Source organism: Janthinobacterium sp. SUN137, from assembly GCF_030587265.1.
Classification (GTDB): Bacteria; Pseudomonadota; Gammaproteobacteria; order Burkholderiales; family Burkholderiaceae_D; genus Janthinobacterium; species Janthinobacterium kumbetense.
The window spans coordinates 480,848-506,326 of record NZ_JAPWHZ010000001.1 but is presented as its reverse complement, the minus strand read 5'-3'; the positions used below and the strand labels follow the sequence as shown (position 1 = coordinate 506,326).

General features: G+C 62.9%; 19 protein-coding genes. 6 read left to right on the top strand and 13 right to left on the bottom strand.

The genetic code is table 11. The annotated features are described in order from the left end of the window. Positions 1–16: 16 nt before the first annotated feature. From O3298_RS02355 to O3298_RS02335, 5 genes are all read left to right on the top strand, one after another. Positions 17–6,415 (top strand): YDG domain-containing protein, encoded by a 6,399-nt coding sequence (locus tag O3298_RS02355; protein ID WP_305058433.1) that lies wholly within the window; start codon positions 17–19, stop codon positions 6,413–6,415. Then, entirely contained in the window at positions 6,384–7,136 is a 753-nt protein-coding gene (locus O3298_RS02350; protein ID WP_305058432.1) for a FecR family protein, read from the top strand. Before O3298_RS02355 ends, O3298_RS02350 begins: the two co-directional genes overlap by 32 nt. 107 nt (positions 7,137–7,243) lie before the next feature. Beyond that, positions 7,244–9,688, top strand: a complete 2,445-nt coding sequence (locus tag O3298_RS02345; protein ID WP_305058431.1) for a heavy metal translocating P-type ATPase — start codon at positions 7,244–7,246, stop codon at positions 9,686–9,688. 2 nt (positions 9,689–9,690) lie between these two features. After that, entirely contained in the window at positions 9,691–10,110 is a 420-nt protein-coding gene (cueR, locus tag O3298_RS02340) for a Cu(I)-responsive transcriptional regulator (protein ID WP_289916648.1), read from the top strand. A 21-nt stretch (positions 10,111–10,131) separates the two neighbouring features. Further along, positions 10,132–10,860 carry a glutathione S-transferase gene (locus O3298_RS02335; RefSeq protein ID WP_289916646.1) on the top strand — a complete coding sequence of 243 codons (729 nt, stop codon included), beginning with the start codon at positions 10,132–10,134 and terminating at the stop codon, positions 10,858–10,860. 44 nt (positions 10,861–10,904) lie between these two features. Here the strand turns inward: O3298_RS02335 and O3298_RS02330 are convergent, their stop codons facing one another. The 13 genes from O3298_RS02330 to O3298_RS02270 all read right to left on the bottom strand — a co-directional run bounded on the left by O3298_RS02330 (position 10,905) and on the right by O3298_RS02270 (position 23,779). Next, positions 10,905–11,105 carry a heavy-metal-associated domain-containing protein gene (locus tag O3298_RS02330; protein WP_077407505.1) on the bottom strand — a complete coding sequence of 67 codons (201 nt, stop codon included), beginning with the start codon at positions 11,103–11,105 and terminating at the stop codon, positions 10,905–10,907. An 83-nt stretch (positions 11,106–11,188) separates the two neighbouring features. After that, positions 11,189–12,130, bottom strand: a complete 942-nt coding sequence (locus O3298_RS02325; RefSeq protein WP_289916645.1) for a bestrophin family protein — start codon at positions 12,128–12,130, stop codon at positions 11,189–11,191. Between the two features lie 268 nt (positions 12,131–12,398). Beyond that, positions 12,399–12,929, bottom strand: a complete 531-nt coding sequence (gene yidD, locus O3298_RS02320; protein ID WP_289916643.1) for a membrane protein insertion efficiency factor YidD — start codon at positions 12,927–12,929, stop codon at positions 12,399–12,401. Positions 12,930–12,964: 35 nt separating this feature from the next. Beyond that, complete coding sequence (locus tag O3298_RS02315) at positions 12,965–13,639, bottom strand: site-2 protease family protein (protein ID WP_305058430.1); 675 nt, start codon at positions 13,637–13,639, stop codon at positions 12,965–12,967. Positions 13,640–13,777: 138 nt separating this feature from the next. Beyond that, entirely contained in the window at positions 13,778–15,583 is a 1,806-nt protein-coding gene (locus O3298_RS02310) for a PhoH family protein (protein ID WP_099667012.1), read from the bottom strand. Positions 15,584–15,872: 289 nt separating this feature from the next. Continuing rightward, positions 15,873–16,343, bottom strand: coding sequence for a peroxiredoxin (locus O3298_RS02305; protein ID WP_034785468.1), 471 nt, complete (start codon positions 16,341–16,343; stop codon positions 15,873–15,875). A 74-nt stretch (positions 16,344–16,417) separates the two neighbouring features. Then, positions 16,418–17,377, bottom strand: coding sequence for a polysaccharide deacetylase family protein (locus O3298_RS02300; protein WP_077407497.1), 960 nt, complete (start codon positions 17,375–17,377; stop codon positions 16,418–16,420). Further along, positions 17,377–18,429, bottom strand: a complete 1,053-nt coding sequence (locus tag O3298_RS02295) for a bifunctional UDP-4-keto-pentose/UDP-xylose synthase (protein ID WP_070290550.1) — start codon at positions 18,427–18,429, stop codon at positions 17,377–17,379. The genes O3298_RS02300 and O3298_RS02295 overlap by 1 nt, the downstream gene beginning before the upstream one ends. Positions 18,430–18,450: 21 nt before the next feature. Beyond that, a complete protein-coding gene (locus O3298_RS02290) occupies positions 18,451–19,368 on the bottom strand; it encodes a formyltransferase (protein WP_305058428.1) in 918 nt (305 codons plus the stop codon). Next, on the bottom strand, positions 19,368–20,363 hold the full coding sequence (locus O3298_RS02285) for a glycosyltransferase (RefSeq protein WP_251350449.1): 996 nt from the start codon (positions 20,361–20,363) through the stop codon (positions 19,368–19,370). The genes O3298_RS02290 and O3298_RS02285 overlap by 1 nt, the downstream gene beginning before the upstream one ends. 11 nt (positions 20,364–20,374) lie before the next feature. Continuing rightward, positions 20,375–21,511, bottom strand: coding sequence for a DegT/DnrJ/EryC1/StrS aminotransferase family protein (locus O3298_RS02280; RefSeq protein WP_099667015.1), 1,137 nt, complete (start codon positions 21,509–21,511; stop codon positions 20,375–20,377). A 205-nt stretch (positions 21,512–21,716) separates the two neighbouring features. Beyond that, positions 21,717–23,390, bottom strand: a complete 1,674-nt coding sequence (locus O3298_RS02275) for a glycosyltransferase family 39 protein (protein WP_251350451.1) — start codon at positions 23,388–23,390, stop codon at positions 21,717–21,719. Then, complete coding sequence (locus tag O3298_RS02270) at positions 23,387–23,779, bottom strand: Mth938-like domain-containing protein (protein WP_070260554.1); 393 nt, start codon at positions 23,777–23,779, stop codon at positions 23,387–23,389. The genes O3298_RS02275 and O3298_RS02270 overlap by 4 nt, the downstream gene beginning before the upstream one ends. A gap of 424 nt (positions 23,780–24,203) precedes the next feature. On the opposite strand from O3298_RS02270, the gene O3298_RS02265 reads away from it, so the two are divergent. Beyond that, the gene (locus O3298_RS02265) at positions 24,204–25,433 is read left to right on the top strand and encodes a pyridoxal phosphate-dependent aminotransferase (RefSeq protein WP_305058427.1); all 1,230 of its coding nucleotides are present in this window, start codon (positions 24,204–24,206) and stop codon (positions 25,431–25,433) included. The last annotated feature ends 46 nt before the right edge of the window (positions 25,434–25,479 follow it).

Sequence of the window (25,479 nt, the reverse complement as noted above, 5' to 3'; positions counted from 1 at the left end):
TATCAGGATGAACACCATGCAAAACCATGCCCAGCACGCCTCCGTTTTCATCCTGACGCCATTATTTTCTTCACCTCGTGCGCTACCCCTGCGCCGCACGGCGCTGGTGCTGCTGCTGGCCGGCTGCTTCGGCGCGGCGCAGGCCAACCCCGCCTTGCCGCAGGTGGTCCATGGACAGGCGACGTTCAACCAGCAGGGCAATGTGTTCTCGATCACGAACACGCCCAACACCATCATCAACTGGCAGAGCTTTTCCATCCATGCGGGCGAAATCACGCGCTTCATCCAGCAAAACGGCAATAGCGCCGTACTCAACCGCATCACGGGACAAGACCCCAGCAAGATCCTGGGCGCGCTCGAATCGAACGGCAAGGTGTTCCTGATCAATCCGAACGGCATCGTCTTCGGCCTGGGCGCGAAAGTGGACGTGAATGGACTGGTGGCGTCCAGCCTGGGCATGACGAACGAGGATTTCCTGGCCGGCAAGCGCCAGTTCACGGCGGGCGGCGTGGCCGGTGCCGTCGGCAATGCGGGCACCATCAACGCGGGCAAGGGCGGAGAAGTGCTGCTGATCGCGCCGAACGTGGAAAACACGGGCCTCATCACGGCGCCGAACGGCGAAGTGATCCTGGCGGCCGGGCGCAGCGTGCAGCTGGCCGACCCCGGCAATCCGCAATTGCGCGTGCTGGTGTCGGCGCCCGCCGACCAGGCCCTGAACCTGGGCCAGATCATCGCCCAGGGCGGCAGCATCGGCATGGCCGGCGCACTGGTCAGCCAGCGCGGCGTGCTCAACGCGAACAGCGCCGTCGTCGGCGACAACGGCAGGATCGTCCTCAAGGCCAGCGGCAAGGCGCTGCTCGAAGGGGGCAGCGTCACCAGCGCCACGGGCGCGTCGGGCAAGGGCGGCGACATCCAGGTGTTGGGCGACCAGGTGGGCTTGCTGGGCAATGCGGCGATTGACGCCAGCGGCGCCACGGGCGGCGGCACGGTCTTGCTGGGCGGCGATTACCAGGGCAAGAACGCGGCCGTGCAGAATGCGCGGCAAGTGCTCGTCGGCAAGGACGCCAGCGTCAAGGCCGATGCCATCGACAGCGGCAACGGCGGCAAGGTCATCGCCTGGGGCAATGAATCGGCGCAGGTGCACGGCAGCATTTCCGCGCGCGGCGGCGCGCAAGGCGGCGACGGCGGTTTCGTGGAAACCTCGGGCCATTCCCTGGCCGTGGGCGGCATCCGTGTCGATACGAGCGCACGCCGCGGCAAGCGCGGCACCTGGCTGCTCGACCCCTACGATATCGATGTGGTGCAAGGCGGCGGCGGCAGCCTCGGTGACGTGGACGAGTTTGCCGAAGGTCAGCCCTCCAGCAGCACCAGCATCGGCGCCGACGTGATTTCCAACGCCAACAGCAACGTGACCTTGCAGGCCCAGCACCGCATCAATTTCAGCAGCGCCGTCAATATGCTCAATCCCGGCATCGGCCTGAGCGCCACGGCGGGCGAGACGATCAATGTGTATGCGGCCATCAGCACCAACGGCGGCAATGTGACCTTGTCGGCCAACGACGCCAGCAGCGGCGGCGCGTATGGTCCCGCCGCGAATATCCACCTGAACGCGCCGATCACGACGAACGGCGGCAATGTGTCGCTGTCCGGCGCCAGCGTGGCGGGCAGCGGCGTGGTCAGCGTCGGCAGCGGCAACCTGTCCCTGCGCGCCAATTTCTCGGGCGGCGAAATCAACCTGACGGGCGGCGGCGCGCGGCTGACGGGCAGCGGCACCGGCGGCCAGACGGTGACCTTGCAGGCCGACAGCATCAGCCTCGGCGGCACGCTGGATTTCGGCGGCAGCGGCGGGCGCGCCAGTGTGGTGATCAAGCCCCTGAGCAGCTCGCGCCTCATCGACCTGGGCAGCAAGTCCGGCGGCGCCCTGGGCCTGGACGCGGCCGAACTGGCCGGCATCTCGGCATCCTCGCTGACCATCGGCGACGGCAGCAACACGGGCGGCATGCGCATCTCGAATGCGATCAATCTGGCGGGCGACCTGCGCCTCAATTCAGCTTCCCCCATCACGTCCACGGGCGCCGTCACGGTCGGCGGCCTGTTTGCCCTCGACGGCGGCGCGTGGATGCAAAATGCGCCTGGCCTGGCCGCTTTCTCCGCCAGCCGCTTTGCCATCGCGCCGGGCGCCAGCTTCCTGCGCGTGAGCGGCGGCGACGGCAGCACGGCCGCGCCTTACCAGATCGTCGATATCTACGGCTTGCAAGGCATCGGCAGCCTGGGGCTGGGCAACAACTATCGGCTGATGGGCAATATCGACGCCAGCGGCACGACCAGCTGGAACCAGGGCGCCGGTTTTGCGCCCATCGCCGGCGGCGATGGAGCAGGGTATGCGGGCATGTTCGACGGCGGCGGTTTTGTCATCAACGGTCTGTACATCAATGCCCTGAACCCGACCGTCAGCTCAGGCGTAGGCCTGTTCGGCAAGGTGCAGGGGGGGACGGTACGCAACCTCGCCCTGCAAAATGGCAGCGTGGCGGGGGTGAACAATGTCGGCGCGCTGGTCGGCCTGAATATCGGCGGGACGCTGGACAGCGTGCGCAGCAGCGCCGCGGTCAGCGGCGCCAGCGCCGTCGGCGGCCTGGTCGGCAGCAACGGCGGCACGCTGCGCAATGCCAGCGCCAGCGGCAGCGTCGCGGGCATCAATGCGGCCAATGGGGGCAGCATTGGCGGGCTGGTGGGAGCAAACCTGGCCGGCGCCAGTATCGATGCTGCCTACGCCACGGGCGACGTGACGGGAGCGCGCGACAAGGTCGGCGGCCTGGTGGGGAACAATGACGGCGCCATTTCCCAGTCCTACGCCACGGGCACCGCCCGCGGCGCGGCCAATATCGGTGGCCTGGCGGGACGCAATGGCGGCAGCATCAGCGACGCCTACGCCACCGGCGCCGTCGGCGTGTCGGCCGATGGCGACCTGGCGGTGCCCCGCGCAAACCTGGGCGGGCTGATCGGCTGGAGCGTGGCGGGCAGCAGCGCCAGCCACGTCTACAGCAGCGGCGCCGTGGCCGGCAGCGGCTTTGCTGGCGGCACGGTGGGCGGACTGGTGGGCCGCGCCGATGTGGGCGCGGGCATTGCGTTTGGTTTCTGGAACTATGAGACGGCCGGCATCCTGATGGACCAGGGCGGCGCCAGCGGCCGCACCACGGCGCAGATGCAGCAGCAGGGCAGCTTCAACGATTTCAATTTCAGCAGCGTCTGGCGCATCTACGATGGCTATACGACGCCGATGCTGAAGGCGCTCCTGAAACCGCTGCAGGTGAATGTCACGGACAATGCCAGCGGCAAGGTCTACGATGGCCAGCTGGCCGCCTTCCTGGGCACGATAGGCTACGTGGGACTGCTCGACGGCGACGCAGGCGTGAATGGCAGCCTCGGCTACGGGAGCAACGCACGCAATGTGGGTACCTACGGCCTGACGGGGCTGTGGTCGACCAAGTACGACATCACCCTGGGCGGCACGACCACCTATGCCATCACGCCGCGCATCCTGACGGTCGGCATCGGCGGCAATGGCAAGGTATACGACGGCAACCTGGGCTATGACGGCGCCACCTTCGTGCTGGGCAATGTGGTAACGGGCGACAATATCCGCATCAGCGGCAGCGCCGCCTTCCTCGACAAGAATGCGGGCGGCAGCAAGGCCGTGCACGCCAGCGGCCTGACCCTGGACGGCAATGAGCTGGGCAACTACAGCCTGGCCGCGACGACGGCGGACGGCACGGTGGCCATCACGGCGCGCGTGCTCAACTATGGCGTCACGGGCGCGCACAGCCGCGTCTACGACGGCACGCTGCAAGCGGCCCTGGATGGCTATTTTGAAGGCATGGTGGCGGGCGACCAGGTCGGCATGGCCGGTTTGCTGGGCAGCTTCCGCGACAAGAACGTGGGCAGCGGCAAGAGCGTCGACTACCAGGTGGCGACGGGTCACCTGACGGGCGCCGATGCGGGCAACTATGTGCTCAACGATTACACGGGCAGCACGACGGCCGATATCACGGCGCGCGTCCTGAACGTGAGCTTTAACGGCATCAACAAGACGTATGACGGCACGACGGCCGCGCAAGTCGGCTTTGCCGACGACCGCATCCAGGGCGACGCCTTGAGCGTGAGCGGTAATGGCTCGTTTGGCAACAAGAACGCGGGTGCGGGAAAAACCGTCACTGTCACGAATGTGGGCCTCGATGGCGTGGATGCGGGCAACTATGTGCTGAGCGCGAATGCAGGCAGCACCACGGCCGATATCGGCGCGCGCACCTTGCACGTGAACTTTAACGGCATCAACAAGACGTATGACGGCACGACGGCCGCGCAAGTCGGCTTCGGCGACGACCGGATCAGCGGAGACAGCCTGACGGTGGCGGGCAGCGCCGCCTTTGGCAACAAGAACGCGGGTGCGGGAAAAACCGTCGCCGTGACGAATGTGGGGCTCGATGGTGCGGATGCGGGCAACTATGTGCTGAGCGCGAATGCAGGCAGCACCACGGCCGACATCGGCGCGCGCGCGCTGAACCTGTCCGGCGTGGCAGGTAACAAGGTCTACGATGGCACGACGGGCGCCAGCCTGGTCCTGGGCGATGACCGTCTCGCCGGCGACAGCTTGGTGGCCTCGGCAGCGGCCAACTTTGCGGACAAGAACGTGGGCGCGGCCAAGGCGGTAGAGCTCAGTGGGGCGGCGCTGACGGGCGCCGATGCGGGCAATTACTTTATCGTCTTGCCGACAGGCCTGCTGGCCAGCATTACGCCCGCCAGCCTGACCCTGACCAGCCTGAGCGCGGCCGGCAAGGTGTATGACGGCACCACGAATGCGGCCGTCAGCGCGTCGGCGAACGGCGTGCTGGGCCAGGATGTGGTCAGCGTGGTGGGCGGCAGCGGCAGCTTTGCCGACAAGAACGCGGGCGTTGGCAAGCTGGTGACGGTCAGCGGCTTCCGCCTGGCGGGCGCCGATGCGGGCAATTACACACTGGAAACGACGGGTGGCACGGCGCAGGCAACGATTGCGCAAAAACAATTGTCAACCTGGGTCGGCAGCGGCAGCGGCTTGTGGAGCGACGCCGCCAACTGGGACGGCGGCGTGGTGCCGGAAGGCGCGAACGTGCTGGCCGTCGACTTCAGCAACAGCAAGGGCATCGTCACCTACAGCGCGGCGGCCGGCAATACCATCCTGAAAAACCTGCATTCGGCGTCGGGCTTGTTGTTGACGGGCGGCAATCTGACGCTCGGTGAAAGTGCGCTGGACCTCTCTGTGCTGGGCGGCCTGGCGGGCCTGGAAATCAACGGCGGCAGCTTGCTACTGAACGGCAGCCTGTCGGCCGACCGTTATGCGCAAGGCGGCGGCATGCTGAGTGGCAACGGTAACTTGCTCGTCGCCAACAGTTTTAATCAGACGGCCGGCGCCATCCGGCTGGCGGGCCAGCTGGCCATCACGCAAGCGGCGGGCGATATGCGCTTCGCCAGCCTGGCGGCCAACGAGGTGAAACTGAGCGCCCTGAACGGCGCTATCGGTCAGGATGGTGCCTTGCTTGCCGGCAGCCTGGCTGCGCAGGCGCGCGATGGCATCGTGCTGGGCCATGCGGGCAACCAGGTGGGCAGTTTTGCCGCCAGCAATAGCGCAGGGGGCGGCATTGCGCTGAACAATACCTCGGCGCCGGGCACCCTGGTCCTGGGAACCTTGGTTACAGGCGCAGGTAACATTGCCATCGACAACACGGGCGGCGTCACGGCCGGCAACATCAATGCGAATGGCGGCAACGTCAGCGTGACGGCGCACAGCCCCGTCACCGTCAACGGCAAGATCGAGGGCAAGGACATTGCGCTCAATGCCAGCACGGATGTGCTGCTGGGCAATGGCGCGCAGCTGGCAGCGGCGCGCGACATCAGCCTGGCGGCTGGCGGCGACATTCGTATCGAGGGCAATGCCCAGGTTCTCGGCGGCGGCAATTTCAGCGCCAGCGCGGGGGGCAATGTGCGCTTTGCGGACACGGCAAGCATCGCCTTGCCGGCTGCGGCAAACATGAGCGTGCTGGCGAAAGCGGGCAGCATCACGGGCGACTCGGGCGTGCGCATCAACCGCCAGCGCGCCAACGTCAGCTTGCTGGCGCCGAATGGCACGGTGAACATGGCGGACGCCATCTTCCTGCCTGCCACGACCGTCGACAAGCCCGCCATCGATGCCAGCGCCAGCGCCGCCATCGATGAAGCCTTGCGTATCATCAAGCAGGCCGACCGTGCCAACGCCCCGCTCGCTTCTGCGTCGCCAGCCAAGGATGATGACAAGAAGAAAGACAGCAAGGATGTTGCCGATGCCACAGATAAACCCACAGGATACAAATACGATGATGCCGCAAAAAAAATGTACTGCAATTAAGGCCTTGCTGTGGCTGGCCCTGATGTGCGTGGGCGCGCACGCCTGGGCTGGACAGGTGGCGGGCACGGTGATGCAGTTGAGTGGTCCGCTGATGGCCAAGAAGGCGGATGGCAAGGTGAAAATCCTGGCCATCAAGTCCGAAGTCGAGCAGGGGGACACCTTGCTGACGGAAAAGGAAACCTATGCCTTGATCAAGCTGATCGACAATAGCGAAATCACCCTGAAGCCGAATACAAGTTTCGTCATCGAGCAATTCAGCTACACGGCCGAGCAGCCCGACGGCGACCACGCCATCTTCAGCCTGCTCAAGGGCGGCTTGCGTTCCGTCACAGGCTTGCTGGGCAAGCGCAACAAGGAGCGTTTCGAGATGAAGACGCCGGCCGCCACCATCGGCATCCGCGGCACGACGTTTGTTGCCACCTATATGCCGGCCTCGGCGCAGGCGGTGCCAACGGTGCCGACACCAGGTGGGGGGGCGAGGGCGCCGGGCCTGTATGTCCAGGTGCTCGATGGCTTGATTCACGTGACCAATCCTGCCGGGACGCAGAATTTTGCCGCCGGGCAATTTGGTTTTACGCCCAGCTTCAAGCAGCCGCCCGTGATGCTGCCTGTCAATCCCGGCATCCCGTTCACGCCACCGCCGGCGTTTTCGGCGTCGCCGCTATCGAGCACGGGCGCCGCCAGCGGCAAGCCGGCCGCCATCGATTGCATCGTGCGTTAAACGTTGTCAAACAAGCCCGGCACACCGTGCAAATAGGGCTTGACCTTCCCATCATGGGATAGCAGATCCTGTGACCCTATTCGTTACTCTTTCGTACAGGATCTGCCATGAACCAGGCCGCACTCGCTCCCGCCAATTCCAGTTCTCCTCCTCCCTCCGCCGCCCATGCGCAGGCGCTGGCCATCGAAGGCATGAGCTGCGCCTCGTGCGTGGGCCGCGTGGAAAAGGCCCTGGCCGCCGTGCCCAGCGTGACCCAGGCCAGCGTCAACCTGGCCACCGAAGTGGCCAAGGTCACGTCCAGCACGCCGATTCCCCTGGCCACCTTGCAGGCGGCCGTGGAAAAGGCTGGCTACAGCGTGGCGCAGCGCGAAATCGACCTGAACGTCGCCGGCATGACGTGCGCCTCTTGCGTGGGCAGGGTGGAAAAAGCCTTGCTGAAACTGCCGGGCGTGCTGGCCGCCAGCGTCAACCTGGCCACGGAAAGCGCGCGCATCAAGGTGACGGGCGAGGCCGATGCGGCCACCCTGATCGCCGCCATCGACAAGGCCGGCTATGAAGCCACCGTGCCCGCCGCCAGCCGGGCCAGCGCGCCCCTTGCCGCGCCGAACCGCGACGGCTTGAAAGTGGCGTTCGCGGCCGTGCTGGCTTTCCCCCTGATGCTGCCCATGCTGCTCGAATGGGCCGGCATCCATCTGATGCTGCCCGGCTGGCTGCAATTCGCCCTGGCCACGCCCGTGCAGTTTTACTTTGGCGCGCGTTTCTACAAGGCGGGCTGGAAGGCGGCCCGCGCCGGCAGCGGCAACATGGACTTGCTGGTGGCGCTGGGCACGAGCGCCGCATATGGCTTGTCCGTCTACCAGTGGCTGACGGCGGGCGAGATGCTGCCGCACCTGTATTTCGAAGCGTCGGCCGTCGTCATCACCCTGGTGCTGCTGGGCAAATGGCTGGAAAGCCGCGCCAAGCGCCAGACGGCCTCTGCCATTCGCGCGCTGCAAGTGCTGCGTCCGGAATCGGCCCGCGTGCGCCGCGACGGCGTGGAAATCGACTTGCCCGTGGAACAAGTCAAAGTGGGGGACCTGGTGGTCATCCGTCCCGGCGAGCGGGTGGCCGTCGATGGTGTGGTGGTGGAAGGCGCCAGCCAGATCAACGAATCGCTGATCACGGGCGAAAGTTTGCCGGTCGATAAGCATCCGGGCGACAAGGTCACGGGCGGCGCCATCAATGCGGATGGTTTATTGCTGGTGCGCACGCAAGCCGTGGGTGGCGAGACGACTTTGTCGCGCATCATCCGTCTGGTGGAAGATGCGCAGGCGGCCAAGGCGCCGATCCAGCACCTGGTGGACAAGGTCAGCGCCATCTTTGTTCCCGTGGTGCTGGTGCTGGCGCTGCTGACCATGCTGGGCTGGTGGTTCGCCACGGGCGAGCTGGAAAACGCCATCATCAATGCCGTGGCCGTGCTGGTGATCGCCTGCCCGTGCGCGCTGGGCCTGGCCACGCCGACGGCCATCATGGCCGGCACGGGCGTCGCTGCCCGTTACGGCATCCTGATCAAGGATGCGGAAGCGCTGGAAGTGGCGCACGCCGTCAATACCGTCGTGTTCGACAAGACGGGCACCCTGACGGTGGGTAAACCTGCGCTGGCGGCCCTGCATGCGCATGGCATCGACGATGCCCGGCTGCTGCAACTGGCGGCCAGCATCCAGCGCGGCAGCGAGCACAGCTTGGCTACGGCCGTGCTCGATGCGGCGGCCGCGCGCCACCTCGAACCCTTGCCAGCCACTGGCCTGTCGGCTTTGCCGGGGCGCGGCCTGGCGGCCCAGGTCGATGGCCTGGAGTTGAAACTGGGCAGCACGCGGCTGATGCAGGAGTTGCATGTAGACATGACGCCGCTGGCGGAGCAGGCCTTGTCCCTGGAAGCCACGGGCAACACGATTTCGTGGCTGGCTGCGGGATCGGAACTGCTGGGCCTGTTCGCCTTCAGCGACCAGGTCAAGCCGAACGCGCAGGCGGCCATTGCCCATCTGCACAGCCTGGGCATCCGCACGGTGATGTTGACGGGGGACAATCAAGGCAGCGCGGACACCGTCGGCAAGCTGCTGGGCATCGACACGGTGGCGGCGAAAATGCTGCCGGCCGATAAAACCGCTAAAATTGTCGCACTGAAAGGCGAGGGCGCGAAAGTGGCCATGGTGGGCGACGGCATCAACGATGCGCCCGCGCTGGCGGCCGCCGACGTGGGGATCGCCATGTCGACGGGGACCGATGTGGCCATGCATGCGGCCGGCATCACCCTGATGCGCGGCGATCCGGCCCTGGTGGCGGACGCCATCGATATCTCGCGCCGCACCTACAGCAAGATACGGCAGAATCTGTTCTGGGCCTTCATTTATAACCTGATCGGCATTCCGCTGGCCGCCTTCGGCTTGCTCAACCCCATGGTGGCGGGCGCGGCGATGGCCTTCAGTTCCGTCAGCGTGATCAGCAATGCCCTGTTGCTGCGCCGCTGGAAAGCCCGCAGTCATACAGGTAGCGTGCATACCAAGGAGCAATAAGGATGAATATCGGCCAGGCGGCAAGCGAGACGGGCGTATCGGCAAAAATGATACGCTATTACGAAAGCATTACCTTACTAAAACCCAGCGCGCGCAGCGACGCCGGTTACCGCATCTACACGCCGAACGATTTGCACGCCTTGCGTTTCATCAAACGCGCGCGGGGCCTGGGTTTTTCGCTGGAACAGATCCGCGAACTGCTGTCGCTGTGGCAAAACGACCAGCGCGCCAGCGCGGACGTGAAAGGCATCGCCCTGGCCCACGTGGCGGACTTGAATCAGCGCATCGCCGAACTGACGGAAATGCGCGATACCCTGGCCCACCTGGCGCAATCGTGCCACGGCGACGACAAGCCCGATTGCCCCATCCTGCAAAGCCTGGGACTGGCCGGTGACACGGAAGCGAAAGCCTGTTGCCATTGATGTAAATCAACGGAGGTGTGTATGGTCTATGAACTGTACTACTGGCCCACGATACAGGGACGCGGAGAATTCATCCGCCTGGCGCTGGAAGAGGCGGGCGCCGATTACCGCGATATCGCCCGCCTGCCTGAACGCGCGGGGCAGGGCATGCCAGCCATGCTGGCCTGCCTCGATGGCGACAGCACGCTTCAGGCCGCCTACGCGCCGCCCGTGCTGCGCGACGGCGACATGCTGATCGGCCAGACCACGAATATCCTGGTGTACCTGGGCCGGCGCCTGGGCCTGGCGCCCCGCGCGGAAAGCGGCCGTTTGTGGCTGAACCAGCTGCAACTGACGATGGCCGACTGGCTGACGGAAGTGCACGACACGCACCATCCGCTGTCGATGAATCAGTATTACGAAGAGCAACAGCAGGCGGCCATGCTGCGCAGTGCGGATTTCCGCGCAACACGCTTGCCCAAATTCCTCGATTATTTCACCCAGGTCCTGCTGAATAATCGCAGCCGCGGCCAGTATCTGGTGGGTGCAAGACTCACGTATGGCGACCTGTCGCTGTTCCAGATGTTGGCCGGTTTGCACTATGCGTTTCCGCAAGCCATGGCGCGCCTGGCGCCCGAATATCCTGCCTTGTCTGACCTGCATGACGCCGTGGCGGCGCGGCCGAATATTGCCCGTTACCTGAAGTCGAAGCGCAGGATCCCGTTCAATGAAGAAGGCATCTTCCGCCATTACCCTGAACTGGACGGATAAACAAAAACAGCCGGCGCATTGGCCGGCTGTCGTGTCCTTGCTGTTTATTGCGCGCTGGTAACGGGGTAGCCCGCCTCCACGATGGCCGCGCTGATGGCACCCAGTTCGGCCGGTGACTCCACCGTGACGCGCTTGCTGGCCAGGTCGATCTGCACCTGGGCTTGCGGATCGACGCCTTGCACCGCTTTCGTGACCGAGCCGACGCAATGGCCGCAGCTCATGTTTTCAACTTGTAACTGATACATGGCAAGCACTCCTTGAATGATTAAGTGCTGCCACTGTAAGCCTTCCCCCGATGGTAAGGTCAAGGGGAAAGCTGGCATGTGGATCAATTCAGCAGGAAATCGACGGCTTGCATGGGCGGCGGCACGTTTTCATCCTGCACGGATTCGCGCAAGCTGATTTCGATGGCGCGGCACATGGCCGACAGCGGCAGATCGTTGGCGTCTTCGCCGAACGGTTCCTCGATCTCGTCGCCCAGCGCATCGAGGCCAAAGAAGGTGTAGGCGACGATGGCGACGACGAATGGCGTCATGAAACCCAGCGAATCGACGAGGCCGAAAGGCAGCAGGAAGCAGTACAGATAGGCCGTGCGGTGCAGCAGCAGCGAATACGAGAAGGGAATCGGCGTGCTGCGGATGCGTTCGCAAGAAGCGCCCGCGCCCACCATGGCCGAGACCGTGTTATCGATTTGCGTGGCAAGGATGCTGTCGATGCGGCCTTGCCGGACGCAGTCGGCCAGGTCGTGGCCCATCTGCAGCATCAGGTAGTCGGACGGGTTCGTGGCCTGGCAAGCCGCTTCCCATTCGGCCGGACGCAGCAGCGGCTGCAAGTCGGCTGGTCCGCGCGTGTCGCGCAGCTGGTGGCGCAGCGCGTGGCAAAAGGCGATGGTGCGGTAAATCATGCGCACGCGCACGTCCTCCAGGCCAAGCCTGGCGTGGGCAGGGATGTCGCCGCGTATCATCGTCTGGCACTGGCGCGAGAAATTCCGGCTGCGCAAGACCAGTTCGCCCCACAGCTTGCGTGCTTCCCAGTAGCGGTCGTAGGCGGCCGTGTTGCGAAAGCCCAGGAAGATGGCCAGCGGCAAGCCGATCAGGGTAAACGGGATGGTGGTAAGGATGACCTTGTGGTCGAACAAGGTGCCGTGGCACCACGTGACGAGGGTGGCGATCAGGGTATTGACGATGAGCGTGGTGCGGATGCGCGGCAGGACGGAGCCGCGCACCACCAGGAACAGCCGCAGCGCCGAAGGACGCTCGCGCACGATCATGATGGGCTCCCTGTCGGGTGCTGGGCTGGCGGTGAAAGCCGTGCCTTGTTCTTGTTATTGAAAAACCATTGTGTGGAATGGCAAAGTGGCAAATGCCGGGAACAAAAAGCCCGCAGTGTGTGCGGGCTGAGCTGGGTGTGCATGGGACGCAGTGTAGGGGAGACGGCATGAGTATAGGCCGTAGTCCCGCTTCCCGCCAATTCACAGTGATAATGGATATTATTCATTTCATGAATGAATATTTCATTTGTAAGTGAATGTATGAATTTCAGTTGCCCGCATCCCGCCCTTGCCGCAGCTTCTTGCGGTGTTCCTCTTGCTGTCGTTTCAATGCGGCACTGGCTGCATAGTCGTTGCGGAACCACTTCGGGTTCTTGCTGCGGCCTAACCAGGTGCAATCGGCCAGGTTGGCGATATCGGCGCAGTCGCAGGCACAGTCGCCGCAATCGGGGACCGGCAGATCGCAATACCCTGCCTGCGCCCGATGGCGCGCGCTGCGGCCCCTGGCGTGCTGGGCCTGGTGCAGGCGGTGGTGTGCGCTGCAGCTGTGCAAGCGGCGCCGCAGCAGGGACAGTCCCGGCCGCAAGCCATGGCGGGCGATGACCCTGTGGCCATACACGGAGCAGCTGTCGCGTCCCGTGAGCACGCGGTAGGCGCAGGAAAACCCTTTATGGGGCGACAGATAGCGCTGGTAGGCACCGATTGCCCACAGGGCCAGCTGCGTACCGCAGGTGTCGAATGAGAAAATGCGCTCTCCTTGGCCGGTCGCGTTTATTGGATGGGATAGTGGTGCGAGCATACGACAGGTCGGCAAAAAAGAATAGCGCCAGCCCGCTACATCCCCATGCTTTTCCAGCCATGCCAGGCAAATGCCGCCAGCCACGCCAGCAAGATCGCCAGCCCCGGCAGCAACAGCCATTTTGCCGCCGCCTCTTCCCACGCCACAAAGGGCTTGCCGCCGCGCGCGATGGCCAGCAGCACCTGTCCCCCGTTCAAGCCGGCAAACGGCAGCAGGTTGAAGGCGCACAGTTTCAACGAGAACAGGGCGAACACCAGCGCAAAGCCGTGCGTGCGAGCAAAGGTTTCCCCTTCACCCAGCAATTCCTGCGCCGTTGACAACGGCGCCAGCGCGCCATGGACGATTTGTCCGAAGGCCGCGACAAAGCGCTCCCAGCCTTGTGGCCCCATGAGCCAGAGCGCCACGGCCAGCAGCACCGCCACGCCGCTCAGGGGCAGCAGCACCTGTTTCCACAGCGGCTGGAAGTTGTAGGCATCGCGGCAGGGATCGTCGTCGTACAGCGTTTCCTCGCGCGTATCTTTCAGCACCACGTTGCCGGCCAGGGGCAGCAGCCTGACGTGCACCTTCCCCAAGGTCAGCAAGGCGGGTCCCACGCCGTAGCTGATGCTGCGCACGGTAATACCCAAGGCGCGAGCGCACAGGGCCATGATGGAAATGTGGAGGAACATGAAAAGGATGAAGCAGAGCAGCAACTGCAGGGCGGGATGCATCGGGTGAGGTGTCCTGGTGGAATGGAGCGGTATTAGAACATGTCGCAGGGAAAAGTCGCGCACATGAAAAAAGCCCCGCCTGCATCGCTGCAGCCGGGGCTTTCGAATGACTGGGCAGCTCGCGCCGCCCGCTACCACTTACAGCACTTCGCTGGCGTGATCGGCCAGGCGCGAGCGTTCGCCGCGCGCCAGGGTGACGTGGCCGCTGTGGGTCCAGCCCTTGAAGCGGTCGACCACGTAGGTCAGGCCGCTCGAGCCTTCCGTCAGGTACGGCGTGTCGATCTGCGCGATGTTGCCCAGGCACAGGATCTTCGTGCCGGGACCGGCGCGCGTGACCAGGGTCTTGACTTGTTTCGGCGTCAAGTTTTGCGCTTCATCAATGATGAGGAACTTGTTGACGAAGGTGCGGCCGCGCATGAAGTTGAGCGACTTGATCTTGATGCGCGAGCGGATCAGGTCTTGCGTTGCCGCACGGCCCCATTCGCCGCCATCGGAGTCGGACTTGTTCAGCACTTCCAGGTTGTCGTCGAAGGCGCCCATCCATGGCGACATCTTTTCCTCTTCCGTGCCTGGCAGGAAACCGATGTCTTCGCCCACCGGCACCGTCACGCGGGTGACGATGATTTCATTGTAGAGCTTGGTTTCCAGCACCTGCGCCAGGCCGGCGGCCAGGGCCAGCAGGGTCTTGCCGGTGCCGGCCTGACCCAGCAGGGTGACGAAGTCGCATTCCGGATTCATCAGCAAGTTCAGCGCGAAATTCTGCTCACGGTTGCGCGCCGTCACGCCCCACACATTGTTCTTCGTGTGGCTGAAGTCGCGCAGGGTTTGCAGCACGGCCGTCTTGCCGTTGATCTGTTTCACCTGGCCATAGAACGGCGTTTCGCCGTTTTTCGGTTCCAGGTAGATGAACTGGTTGACCAGCAACGATGGAATGAACGGGCCCGTCACGCGGTAGAAGGTGGAGCTGTAGCCGTTCTTGCTTTCCTGCCACGATTCCATGTCCTTGCCGTGCTTGTTCCAGAAGTCGTCCGGCAATTGCACGATGCCCGAGTACAGCAAGTCCGTGTCTTCCAGCACATGGTCGTTGAAGTAATCTTCGGCCGGCAAGCCCAGGGCGCGCGCCTTGATGCGCATGTTGATGTCCTTCGACACCAGCACGACGGGGCGGCCATCCTGTTCCGACTCGAGCGAGCGCACGACGGCCAGGATCTGGTTGTCCGCCTTGCCTACTGGCAAGCCAGCCGGCAGGTCGGCGCTTTGCAGGCGCGTCTGGAAGAACAGACGGCCCTTGGCATCCTTGTTGCCCAGCTTGGACAGCAGGATGCCGTGCTCGATGGCGTCGTCATCCGTGTTGCTGATCAGGGCATCCAGGGTGCGCGAGACCTGGCGCGCATTGCGCGCCACTTCCGTCATGCCCTTTTTATGGTTGTCCAGCTCTTCCAGGGTCATCATCGGCAGGTACACATCGTGTTCCTCGAAGCGGAACAGCGACGATGGATCGTGCATCAGCACGTTCGTGTCGAGCACGAACAGCTTGCTGATGCCGCGCTGATCGGCGGCGCGGCTGGCGGACGACTTGAGCTGGACTTCGACCGCCTTGTGCTTGGCCGGATGTGGCTGCTCGACTTGCTTGACGGATTTCAGCGGCGTGACCTTGCCCTTGGCTGCCGGCTTGGTTTTCGCGGCAGGAGCAGGGGCTGCGGCCACTGGCGCCGGTGCGGGCGCCTGTACCGGCTTGGCGACCATCAGGGCCGCCACTTGCTTGATCTTCGTGGCCGCATTGCGGACTGGCTTGGCAACTTCGGCGATCGCCGCTTCAATGATCGGTGCAGCCACTTTCTTGGCTGCCGGGGTTTTGGTGGCCGGGCGCGCTGCGCCTGCGGTTGGGTAATCTTGGGTGGCCAGGATGGTGGCTGGCTTGCTCGGTAATTTTGGCAGTGGCATCAGGATCTCAATCAAAAAATTTCTGGAATGAATCGCCCATGGGCAGCCAGCTTCTGGCGGCACTTCTCATGGGGTGGATGCGGGGGAACAACAATGCTACAGGACGAGTAACTGCCGGAAGGCCGGCAGCATGGCCGGTCATGGACGCCATCGGCGGGCTGCAGGCCCGCCTGGCGGAGTGGATGGAGGCGCTTCGTTGACTCAAAATGGCGATAGGTACCGTGAACTGAACTGCGGTTGAACTAAGCTCGCTGGAAGCCGGCAACGCGCATTGGATCAAAATGGACGATCAATTCAGATGCGCTACGAATTCCAGCACTTCTTCCACGTGAGTTGCGACCTTCACGCCTCTCCATTCTTTCACCAATCGGCCCTGGGCGTCAATCACAAACGTACTGCGCTCGACGCCACGGACCGTCTTGCCGTACATCTGTTTCATCTTCATGACGTTAAACAGCAGGCAAACGGCTTCGTCCGGGTCGGAAATGAGCTCGAATGGCAGCTCCAGCTTGGCTTTGAAGCTTTCGTGCGAGCGCAGGGAATCTCGGCTGATGCCGTAGATTTCCACGCCGGCAGCGACGAATTGCGAATACGCATCGCGAAAGGCGATGTTTTCCGTGGTGCAACCAGGGGTGTTGTCCTTCGGATAAAAAAACAGCACCGTGGCCTTGGCCGGGCGGCCCAGCAACTGAAAGGTCTTGCCGCTGGTCATCGCGGCGCTAAAGTCGGGTATGCTAACGAGGGATTGGCTATCAGCCACAGGTTCTCTCCTGAACGGTGATCATCAGCGCTGTTTTTAATCTGGCAACGCATCCAGGTGCAACAATACAGCATTCAGGCCGCTTTGCCCTGCACAATCAGGCGTCCCGAACGGCCTGGCAACTCATCCCAGGTGACGGGACAAACGGGCAAGTCCGTATTTTTTATCTTTTCATAATAATCGCCCATCGCTGCAAACTGGTAGCCCTGGGCTTTCCAGCCAGCCAGCAGTTGTTCGAAAATGGGGGCGAGTTTCTGTCCTTCAAGTTCCGCATGCAAGGTATATACGTGATCGCGCGGATTGTCGGCCGTCAATGACAGGATATGCGCCGCAACATTGCCGGTGGTGATCAGCTTACCGTCGATTTCGCAGCCCAGCAATTCATCCAGGGTGGGCAGGGTGGTGGGCAATTGCACGCATTGCAGGATCGTGTTGCCGTTGCGCACGCGGTGCGGGCCATTGCTTGGATGCACCATGGCGCCGCGCGCGTCGAGCATGGCGCGGCCATCGGAGGCAAAGCGGTAGCCGGCCGTGTCGTGTTCGACAAAGGCGCTGACATTCATTTGCCAGCCGGCCGCGCCGTGCGTGTGCGGCTTTGTTCCAAACACTTGTTCGTAGCGGTTGGCGGCCTTGCGCATCATGTTGATGGTCCAGGCGGCGTTGCGCTTGGCCACGTTGTCTTGCCACAGGGTGTGATCCCAGGTGTGGATGCCGCACTCGAAACCGGCATCGCGCACGGCGCGCAATTGCGCCGCGCATTGCTTGCCGATATCGGGTCCCGGCAGCAAAGTGCCGTACATCAATGTTTTCAAGCCGTAGTGCTCGACCACCGAGGTGCGCGATACCTTGCTGAAAAAGCCGGGCTTCAAGGCGCGCCGCAGGGCCCAGCCCGTGTGGTCGGGGCCCAGCGAGAACAGAAAGGTGGCCTTGGCCTGGTGCGCGGCCAGCATGCGCACCAGATTGCCCATGCCTTCACGGGTGCCGCGATAGGTATCGACGTCGATTTTCAGGGTCAGGAACGGCTTGCTCAACATTAATCCATCAGTGCTTTGGCTTGGGCTACCTGGCTGCGGTAGGCGTCGAAAATGTTGCGCAGGGAATCGGCCATGGTGGTGGTCGGCGCCCAGCCCAGCTCTTCGCAGGTATTCGTGATTTTCGGCACGCGGTTTTGCACGTCCTGGTAGCCGGCGCCGTAGTAGGCGCCCGAGGTCGTTTCCACGATTTTCACGTGTTTCGCGCCTTCGGCGTATTCCGGGTATTCGGCGGCCAGGGTCAGCATCATGCCGGCCAGGTCGCGGATCGAATAGTTATTGGTCGGATTGCCAATATTGTAGATCTTGCCGCTGGCGATGCCGTTCTTGTTGGCGATGATGCGGATCAGCGCATCGATGCCGTCGTCGATATAGGTGAACGCGCGTTTCTGCGCGCCGCCATCGACCAGCGAGATGTTCTCGCCGCGTACGATGTGACCGAAGAATTGCGTCACCACGCGCGAGGAACCTTCTTTTGGCGTGTGGATCGAGTCCAGGCCGGCGCCGATCCAGTTGAAAGGACGGAACAGGGTGAAGTTCAAGCCTTCCATGCCGTAGCCCCAGATTACGCGGTCCATCAGCTGCTTGGCGTTCGAATAGATCCAGCGCGGCTTGTTGATCGGGCCGCAGATCAGTTCCGAGTTTTCCGGGTCGAATTCCTCGTCATGGCACATGCCATACACTTCCGAGGTCGACGGGAAGACCAGGTGCTTGCCGTACTTGGCGGCCGAGCGCACGATCGGCAGGTTGGCTTCGAAGTCCAGTTCGAAGACGCGCAGCGGCTGCTTGACGTAGGTTGATGGCGTGGCGATGGCGACCAGGGGCAGGATGACGTCGCATTTCTTGACGTGGTATTCGACCCATTCCTTGTTGATCGTGATGTCGCCTTCGAAGAAGTGCATGCGCGACTTGTAGTTGTCATCTTCCAGCAATTCCGTGATGCGGTCCGTGTTCATGTCCATGCCGTAGACATGCCAGTCGGTGGTTTCCAGGATGCGTTTGGACAGGTGGTGGCCGATGAAGCCGTTGACGCCTAAGATGAGGACTTTTTTCATGTGAGATTCTCTTGAGTTAAATCAGTGTGTGCTGACGCGGGTGGTCAGACTTGCTTGCAATTGCTGAGCCGAAATCGGCTCCCCGGCAGCCCTCAGCGCGGAAATGGCCAGCATGCGGCCGTCTCCGCAGACGCCAAAGATGCAATTATCCACTACCGCCAAGCCCGGTGGCAAACTTCCTGCGGAAAGCTTGCTCAAACGGGCTTTTTCGATAATGTAAATGACATCATTGACTTCGGTGAAGGCACCGGGATAGGGGGGCGCGACGGCCCGGTGCAGGTTGTAAACCTGCTGCGCGGGTAACTTCCAGTCGATCCTGCCATCTTCGGGCTTGCGGCCGCCAAAGTAGCCGCCCTGGCGCAAATCGTTGAGCTGGCGCGGCGCCGTGCCGTCCAGTAAGGCCGGCAGCACGTTCCACAGGGTTTGTTCCGCCGCCACGGTGACCTTGCCGAAGACTTCGAAGGCCGTGTCGTCGGGCAGGATGGGCACGGCCGTTTGCGCGACGATGGCGCCGGCATCGGGCTTGACCGTCATTTCATGCAGGGTGGCACCCGTTTGCGGGGCGCCATGCAACACGGCCCAGTTGACGGGCGCGCGGCCGCGGAACGCCGGCAGCAGCGAGCCGTGCATATTGTAGGCGGGTGCGACTTCCAAGATGCTAGCCGGCAACATGTGGCGGTAGTAAAAACTGAACAGCATGTCCGGTGTTGCCGCCTGCGCCTGCGCCAGCAACTCGGGCGCGCGGGCGTCCGATGGCGTGATGTACGGAATGCCTTCCGCCTGGCACAGGCTGGCGACGGATTCGAACCACAGGTTTTCCGTGGGGCTGTCTTCGTGCGTGACGACGAGGGCGATGTCGACGCCGCCGGCCAGCAGCACCTTGATGCAGCGCACGCCTACATTGTGGTAGCCGAAGACGACGGCGCGCGGGGCGCCCATCAGCGGCCCACCTGGCGCTTTTCCAGGCGCACATACGATGGCGCCTCGGCTTCCGCCTGTGTCATGCCGTCCTGCAAGATGGTTTGCACCACGTAGCGGGGACGGGCGCGCACTTGCTGGAAGATGCGTCCCACGTATTCGCCCACCAAGCCGATGCCGAACAGGATCACGCCCATGAAGAAGAAGGCGATGGCGAACAGGGTGAACACGCCTTCGGCTTCCGCGCCCAGCAGGAAGCGGCGTACCAGCAGGAAGACCACCAGCAATGCCGAGCCCAGCGACAGCGCCATGCCCAGCATGGAAAAGATTTGCAGCGGAATCAGCGAAAAGCCCGTGACCAGGTCGAAATTGAGGCGGATCAGGCTGTACAGCGAGTATTTCGATTCGCCGGCCGCCCGTTCCTCGTGTTCGACGATGATTTCCGTCGGCTTGCGGGCAAATGTGTAGGCCAGTGCCGGCACGAAGGTATTGACTTCGGCGCATTGGTTGACGAGGTCGATCACGTTGCGGCCATACGCGCGCAGCATGTTGCCCTGGTCGGTGATCTTGATATTCGTGATTTTTTCGCGCAGGCGGTTCATCATCTTCGAGGCCAGCGTGCGCCAGGCGGAATCTTGCCGTTTGCGCCGGATCGAGCCCACATAATCGTAGCCTTCGCGCATCTTCGCCACCAGGTTGCCGATTTCCTCGGGCGGGTTCTGCAGGTCGGCGTCGAGCGTGATCATGATCTGTCCGCGCGATGCCTCGAAGCCGGCCAGGATGGCCATGTGCTGGCCATAATTGCCGTTGAACAAGATTACGCGCGTGACGTCCGGGCGCTGACGGAACTGTTCCGCCAGGATGGGTACCGAATTGTCGCGGCTGCCATCGTTGATGAAAATGATCTCGTAGCTCGTCTGGAGGGCGTCGAGGGCCGGATACAGGCGGGCGAACAGGCTGGCCAGGCCATCTTGCTCGTTGTAGATCGGAATGATAATGGACAGTTCAGGTTTCATCGGCGCGCTGCTCATTTGATGAGAATGGATTTGACGGTGGCGACGGCGCGTTCCACGTCCTGTGTCGTCATGGCGTAGAACATCGGCAAGGTCACGGTCAGGCGGCCGATCTTTTCCGAGACGGGGAACATGCCCTCGGTAAAGCCGCGTTCGCGGTACATGGTAAACAGGTGGATCGGTGCGTAATGATAGCCCGTTCCCACGTTTTGCTGCGCCATTTGCTGCATGAAGGCGGCGCGCGTGCCGGGTCCATTGTCAGGCAGGATGATCTGGAACAAATGCCAGTTGCTGTTTTCAAAGTCCTGCACGGGCAGCTGGGCGCCGCTCAGCGCTTCGAAGTCGCTGCCGAATTGCGCGAAATAGTGGCGTGCCAGCGCGCGGCGGTGAGCCGTGATCGCTTCGATATTGGCGAACTGGCCCAGGCCGATGGCGGCCATGATGTCGCTCATGTTGTACTTGCCGCCCAGTACATCGACGTCGATGCCATCGACGCCGCTGCGCGTCACGCCCTGCAGCCGGTATTTCTCGGCCAGCTTGGCTTCTTCCAGGTTGTTGAGGACGAGGCAGCCGCCTTCGCCCGTGGTGATGTTCTTGTTGGCCTGGAAGCTGAACGAGACGAAGTCGCCAAACGCGCCGATGCGCTTGCCCTTCCACGTGGAGCCGAACGCTTGTGCAGCGTCTTCCACGACCCTTAAATTGTACTTTTCAGCAATCGCGTACAGGCGGTCCATGTCGACGGGCAAGCCGGACAGGTAGACGGGGATGATGGCCTTGGTACGCGGGGTGATGGCCGCTTCCAGTTTGTCGAGGTCGATATTCCGCGTGACGGGATCGATGTCGGCGAACACGGGCGTGGCGCCCACTTCGATGATGACGTTGGCCGTCGCGACCCACGACACGGGCGTGGTGATGACTTCGTCGCCGGGGCCTATGCCAGCGATGCGCAGCGCGATTTCCATGGTGCACGTGCCCGAATTGAAGGTGCGCACGGGGCGCCCGCCGAAATACTCGGACAGCTGGGCTTCGAAGGCCTGCACTTTCGGGCCGCTGGTGATCCAGCCCGAGCGCAGCACTTCGCCGACGGCGGCGATGGTCGCTTCATCGATGGTGGGTTTGGAAAAGGGCAAAAAGGGCAGGGTAGAAGTCATGGGGCGCAGTTCTTGGATCTGTATTGTGTCAGGGTATCGGCATCGCCGAGGCTGCCAGTGCCGTCAAAAGGCGCCGGCAGGCATGGCTATTTTATATCGTCAGTATGGCGGCGCAGCCTTTCAGCGGTGAAAAATCCTGCTGATGCAGGGGCGGGGCAAGCTGGCCGGGGGCGCGATCCGTGCAGCCTCGCGCCCCTTTAAATATTTACTTGTTGGCAACGACCATGCGGCGTGCATCTTCGGCAATCACACGCATGGGCACGCCACGCCCCTGCAATTCCTTGTAGCGGTACAGGCTGATAATCGCCATGTCGTGCACGCCGGCATTGGCATCGTTCGTCCATTGCGTGATGAAAGGCTCGATGTTCGGGATGGACAGTTCGGGCTGCTGTTTCAGGCCAAACGTAAACTCATCCCAGTAATCGACGAGGATCACGGGCCGCTGCAGGTAATACGTCAGCGATTGTTCGTAGATGCCGACCGAATAGAGCTTGGTATCGGCTGTCAGTTCGGCCTGGATCTGCGGCAGCATGTCGGTGCCTGCGCGGTTCTGGCCATACAGTTCGGAGCCGGCCAGGATGCAGTGCGTGGCCAGGAAGCCGGCGCCGGCGATGGTCAGCACCGTCATGTCACGGCGCAACTGGCGCGCATGCAGCAAGGCCAGGGCGCCGCCGGCCAGGGCGAAGAAGCCGGCCGCCATCAGCCATGGCTGGTAGCCCTTCAGCGCGACCAGGGCTTCCGCATCGCGCGCGCTGGCCTTGCTGAAGGCGATCGGTCCGCCGATCAGGATGGCCGCGCCCAGCACGCACAGCAGGCCGGCGGCGAACAGGCGCTGGCGGCGCGAGGCCGATTCCAGGTACAGCGCCACCAGCAGGGCCAGCGCCGGGAAGATGGGCACGATGTAGCCAGGCAGCTTCGAAGTCGAATAGCTGAAGAAGAAGAAAATGAAGACGGCCCAGACGAGCAGCATCAAGCGGGGCTGGAAGGCGCCTTCCTGGCGCTTGAAGGCGGCGGCCAGGCTTTGCGGCAGCACGCCTATCCATGGCAGGATGCCGGGAATGAGCAGCACCAGGAAGTAATACCAGGCACCTTCGCGCTTGTGGCCCTTCATCAGGAAGCGCTGGAAATGCTCGTGGATGAAGAAGAAATGCGGCTGTTCCGGATTGCGCAGGGCGACCAGCACGAACCACGGCGTGGCGATGGCAAAGAACAGCAGCAAGCCCTTGACCAGGTGCAGCCGCGTCCAGATGCGCCAGTCGCGCGCACACAGCGAATACAGCACCAGCACGGCGCCCGGCAGCACGATGCCGATCAGGCCCTTGGCCAGCACGGCCAGCGCCATGGCGGCCCAGCAGGCCAGCATCCAGTTGCGCCGCTCGATCTCCGTGGCGTCGTCGCGCTGGGCGATCAGCAGGCTGCCCAGGGTGAGGGTCATCATGCCCGACAGGCCCATGTCCAGCGAATTGATCTGGCCGGAAGCGAGCCAGAACAGGCTCGATGCCAGCACCAGGCCCGCATACAGGCCCACGCGCGGGCCGAACACTTTCTTGCCCGCGTAAGCCGTCATGCACACGCCGATGATGCCGCACAGGCCAGTCCACAGGCGCGCCTGCCATTCGCCCAGGCCGAAGGCGGCGAAGGTCAGCGCATTCATCCAGGTTTGCAGCGGCGGCTTTTCAAAGTACTTGATGCCGTTCAGGCGCGTGGTGATCCAGTCGCCCGTGACGAACATTTCGCGCGCCATCTCGGCGTAGCGGCCCTCGTCGGGCGGTACCAGGGTACGCACGCCCAGCGCATACAGGGTGACGACGATGAAGATGCCCAGCAGGGACCACATCAGCACCCGCGACGAGTGCAGTTCGTTGACATTGATTTTCATGCGGCCTTGCCCGCGGCCGGGGCCAGGATCAGTGCCAGCGTGACCTTGCGGCCTTCGCCCATGAGGATATTGTAGGTGCGGCAGGCAGCCTGGCTATCCATGCATTCGACGCCGATGCGGCGCATGGTCAGCGCGGCCGTCAGTTTCGGATGCACGAAGCGCTGGCGCTCGCCCGTGCCGAGGATGACCACGTCGGGCGCATCGGCCAGGATTTGCGCGAAATGCGCCTCGTTCAATTGCTCGAAACTGTCCACTTCCCACGCCCGCGGGGGCATTTCCGGCATGACGATCAGGCTGTAGTTGTAGGGCTGGGCATTGATCTCCACGCCGTTTTCGTCATAGCCGGTGACAGTCTGGTATTGTTGGGTGCTGCTGGCATGGAGTTTCATGGCGATATCGGGGGCTGGTCGTGTCGGTTGATCGGTGCGCGCGCGGCCAAACTGCGTGCCGCGGCCAAGGGCGTAAGCATGCCATAAATGACAGAAAAGAGCGACTGAAAAGCAATATCCTTTCCAAATTGCAATCTTCGGCGCCACAGAGGGACTGCCTGCTTGCGCCATGGTAATGCTGCCAGATTAAGGGAAGATGAAGATGGCGCGTGCCGGATTGCCGTCCGGAGGCGCCGGCGTGGCAGAATCGGCGTCAAATGCTGGGGTTGGCCATGTTTAATTTGATAAAATGGCCTGTTTTCGGCGAGAATGGTTGTTTTCGCCTTGCAGTCTTTCGCATCGCAGTTTCACGGGTTCATAGTTCTGGCGCGGCTATCATGCTGCAAGTTCTGCTTACCGCGCCGCATCACGACAGGGATTTATTTTGCGACCGATTCAGAAATCGAATAAATTGGCGGATGTCTGCTACGACATCCGCGGCCCGGTCCTGGAAAAATCCAGGCAAATGGAAGAAGAAGGCCACAAGATCACCAAGCTCAATATCGGCAACCTGGCCGTATTCGGCTTCGATCCGCCGGACGAGATCGTGCGCGACATGATGCTCAACCTGCAAAATGCCGCCGGCTATACGGATTCGAAGGGCATGTTTGCGCCGCGCAAGGCCGTTATGCACTATACGCAGGGCAAGAATATCGCCGGCGTCACCATCGATGACATTTATTTGGGCAATGGCGCTTCCGAACTGATCGTCATGTCGATGAACGCCCTGCTCAACAGCGGCGACGAAGTGCTGGTGCCGGCGCCCGATTACCCGCTGTGGACGGCCGCCGTCAGCCTGTCCGGCGGCAATCCCGTGCATTATGTGTGCGACGAGCAGAACCAGTGGTATCCCGACATCGACGACATGCGCCGCAAGATCACGCCGCACACGAAAGCCATCGTCGTCATCAATCCGAACAATCCCACCGGCGCGCTGTATCCGGTGGAAGTGCTGCTGCAGATCGTCGAACTGGCGCGCCAGCATCAATTGATCATTTTCGCCGACGAGATCTACGACAAGGTGCTGTACGACGAAGCCGAGCACGTGTCGATCGCCTCGCTGGCCGACGACGTGCTGTTCATCACCATGAACGGCTTGTCGAAGAATTACCGCTCCTGCGGCTACCGCTCCGGCTGGATGGTGGTCTCGGGCGAAAAGCGCCACGCAAAAGATTACATCGAAGGCCTCAACATGCTGGCCTCGATGCGGCTATGCGCCAACGCGCCGGGGCAGTTTGCCATCCAGACGGCGTTAGGCGGCTACCAGAGCATACAAGACCTGGTGGGGCCCGGCGGGCGCCTGTTGAAACAGCGCGACCTGGCGCACAAGCTGCTGACCGATATTCCGGGCGTCACCTGTGTCAAGCCGAAGGCCGCGCTGTACATGTTCCCGCGCCTGGACCCGGAGATCTACCCGATCGCCGACGACCAGCAGTTTGCCTATGAATTACTGGCCGAAGCGAAGGTCCTGATCGTGCAGGGCACGGGCTTCAACTGGATCGCGCCCGACCATTTCCGCGTCGTCTTCCTGCCCAACTCCGATGACCTGACCGAGGCCATGGGCCGCATTGCGCGCTTCCTCGAAGGTTACCGCAAGCGCCACAGCCGGGGCTGAGCCAGACAGTAGCAATACCGATCAACCTGGCGCCGCCCAAGGGGGG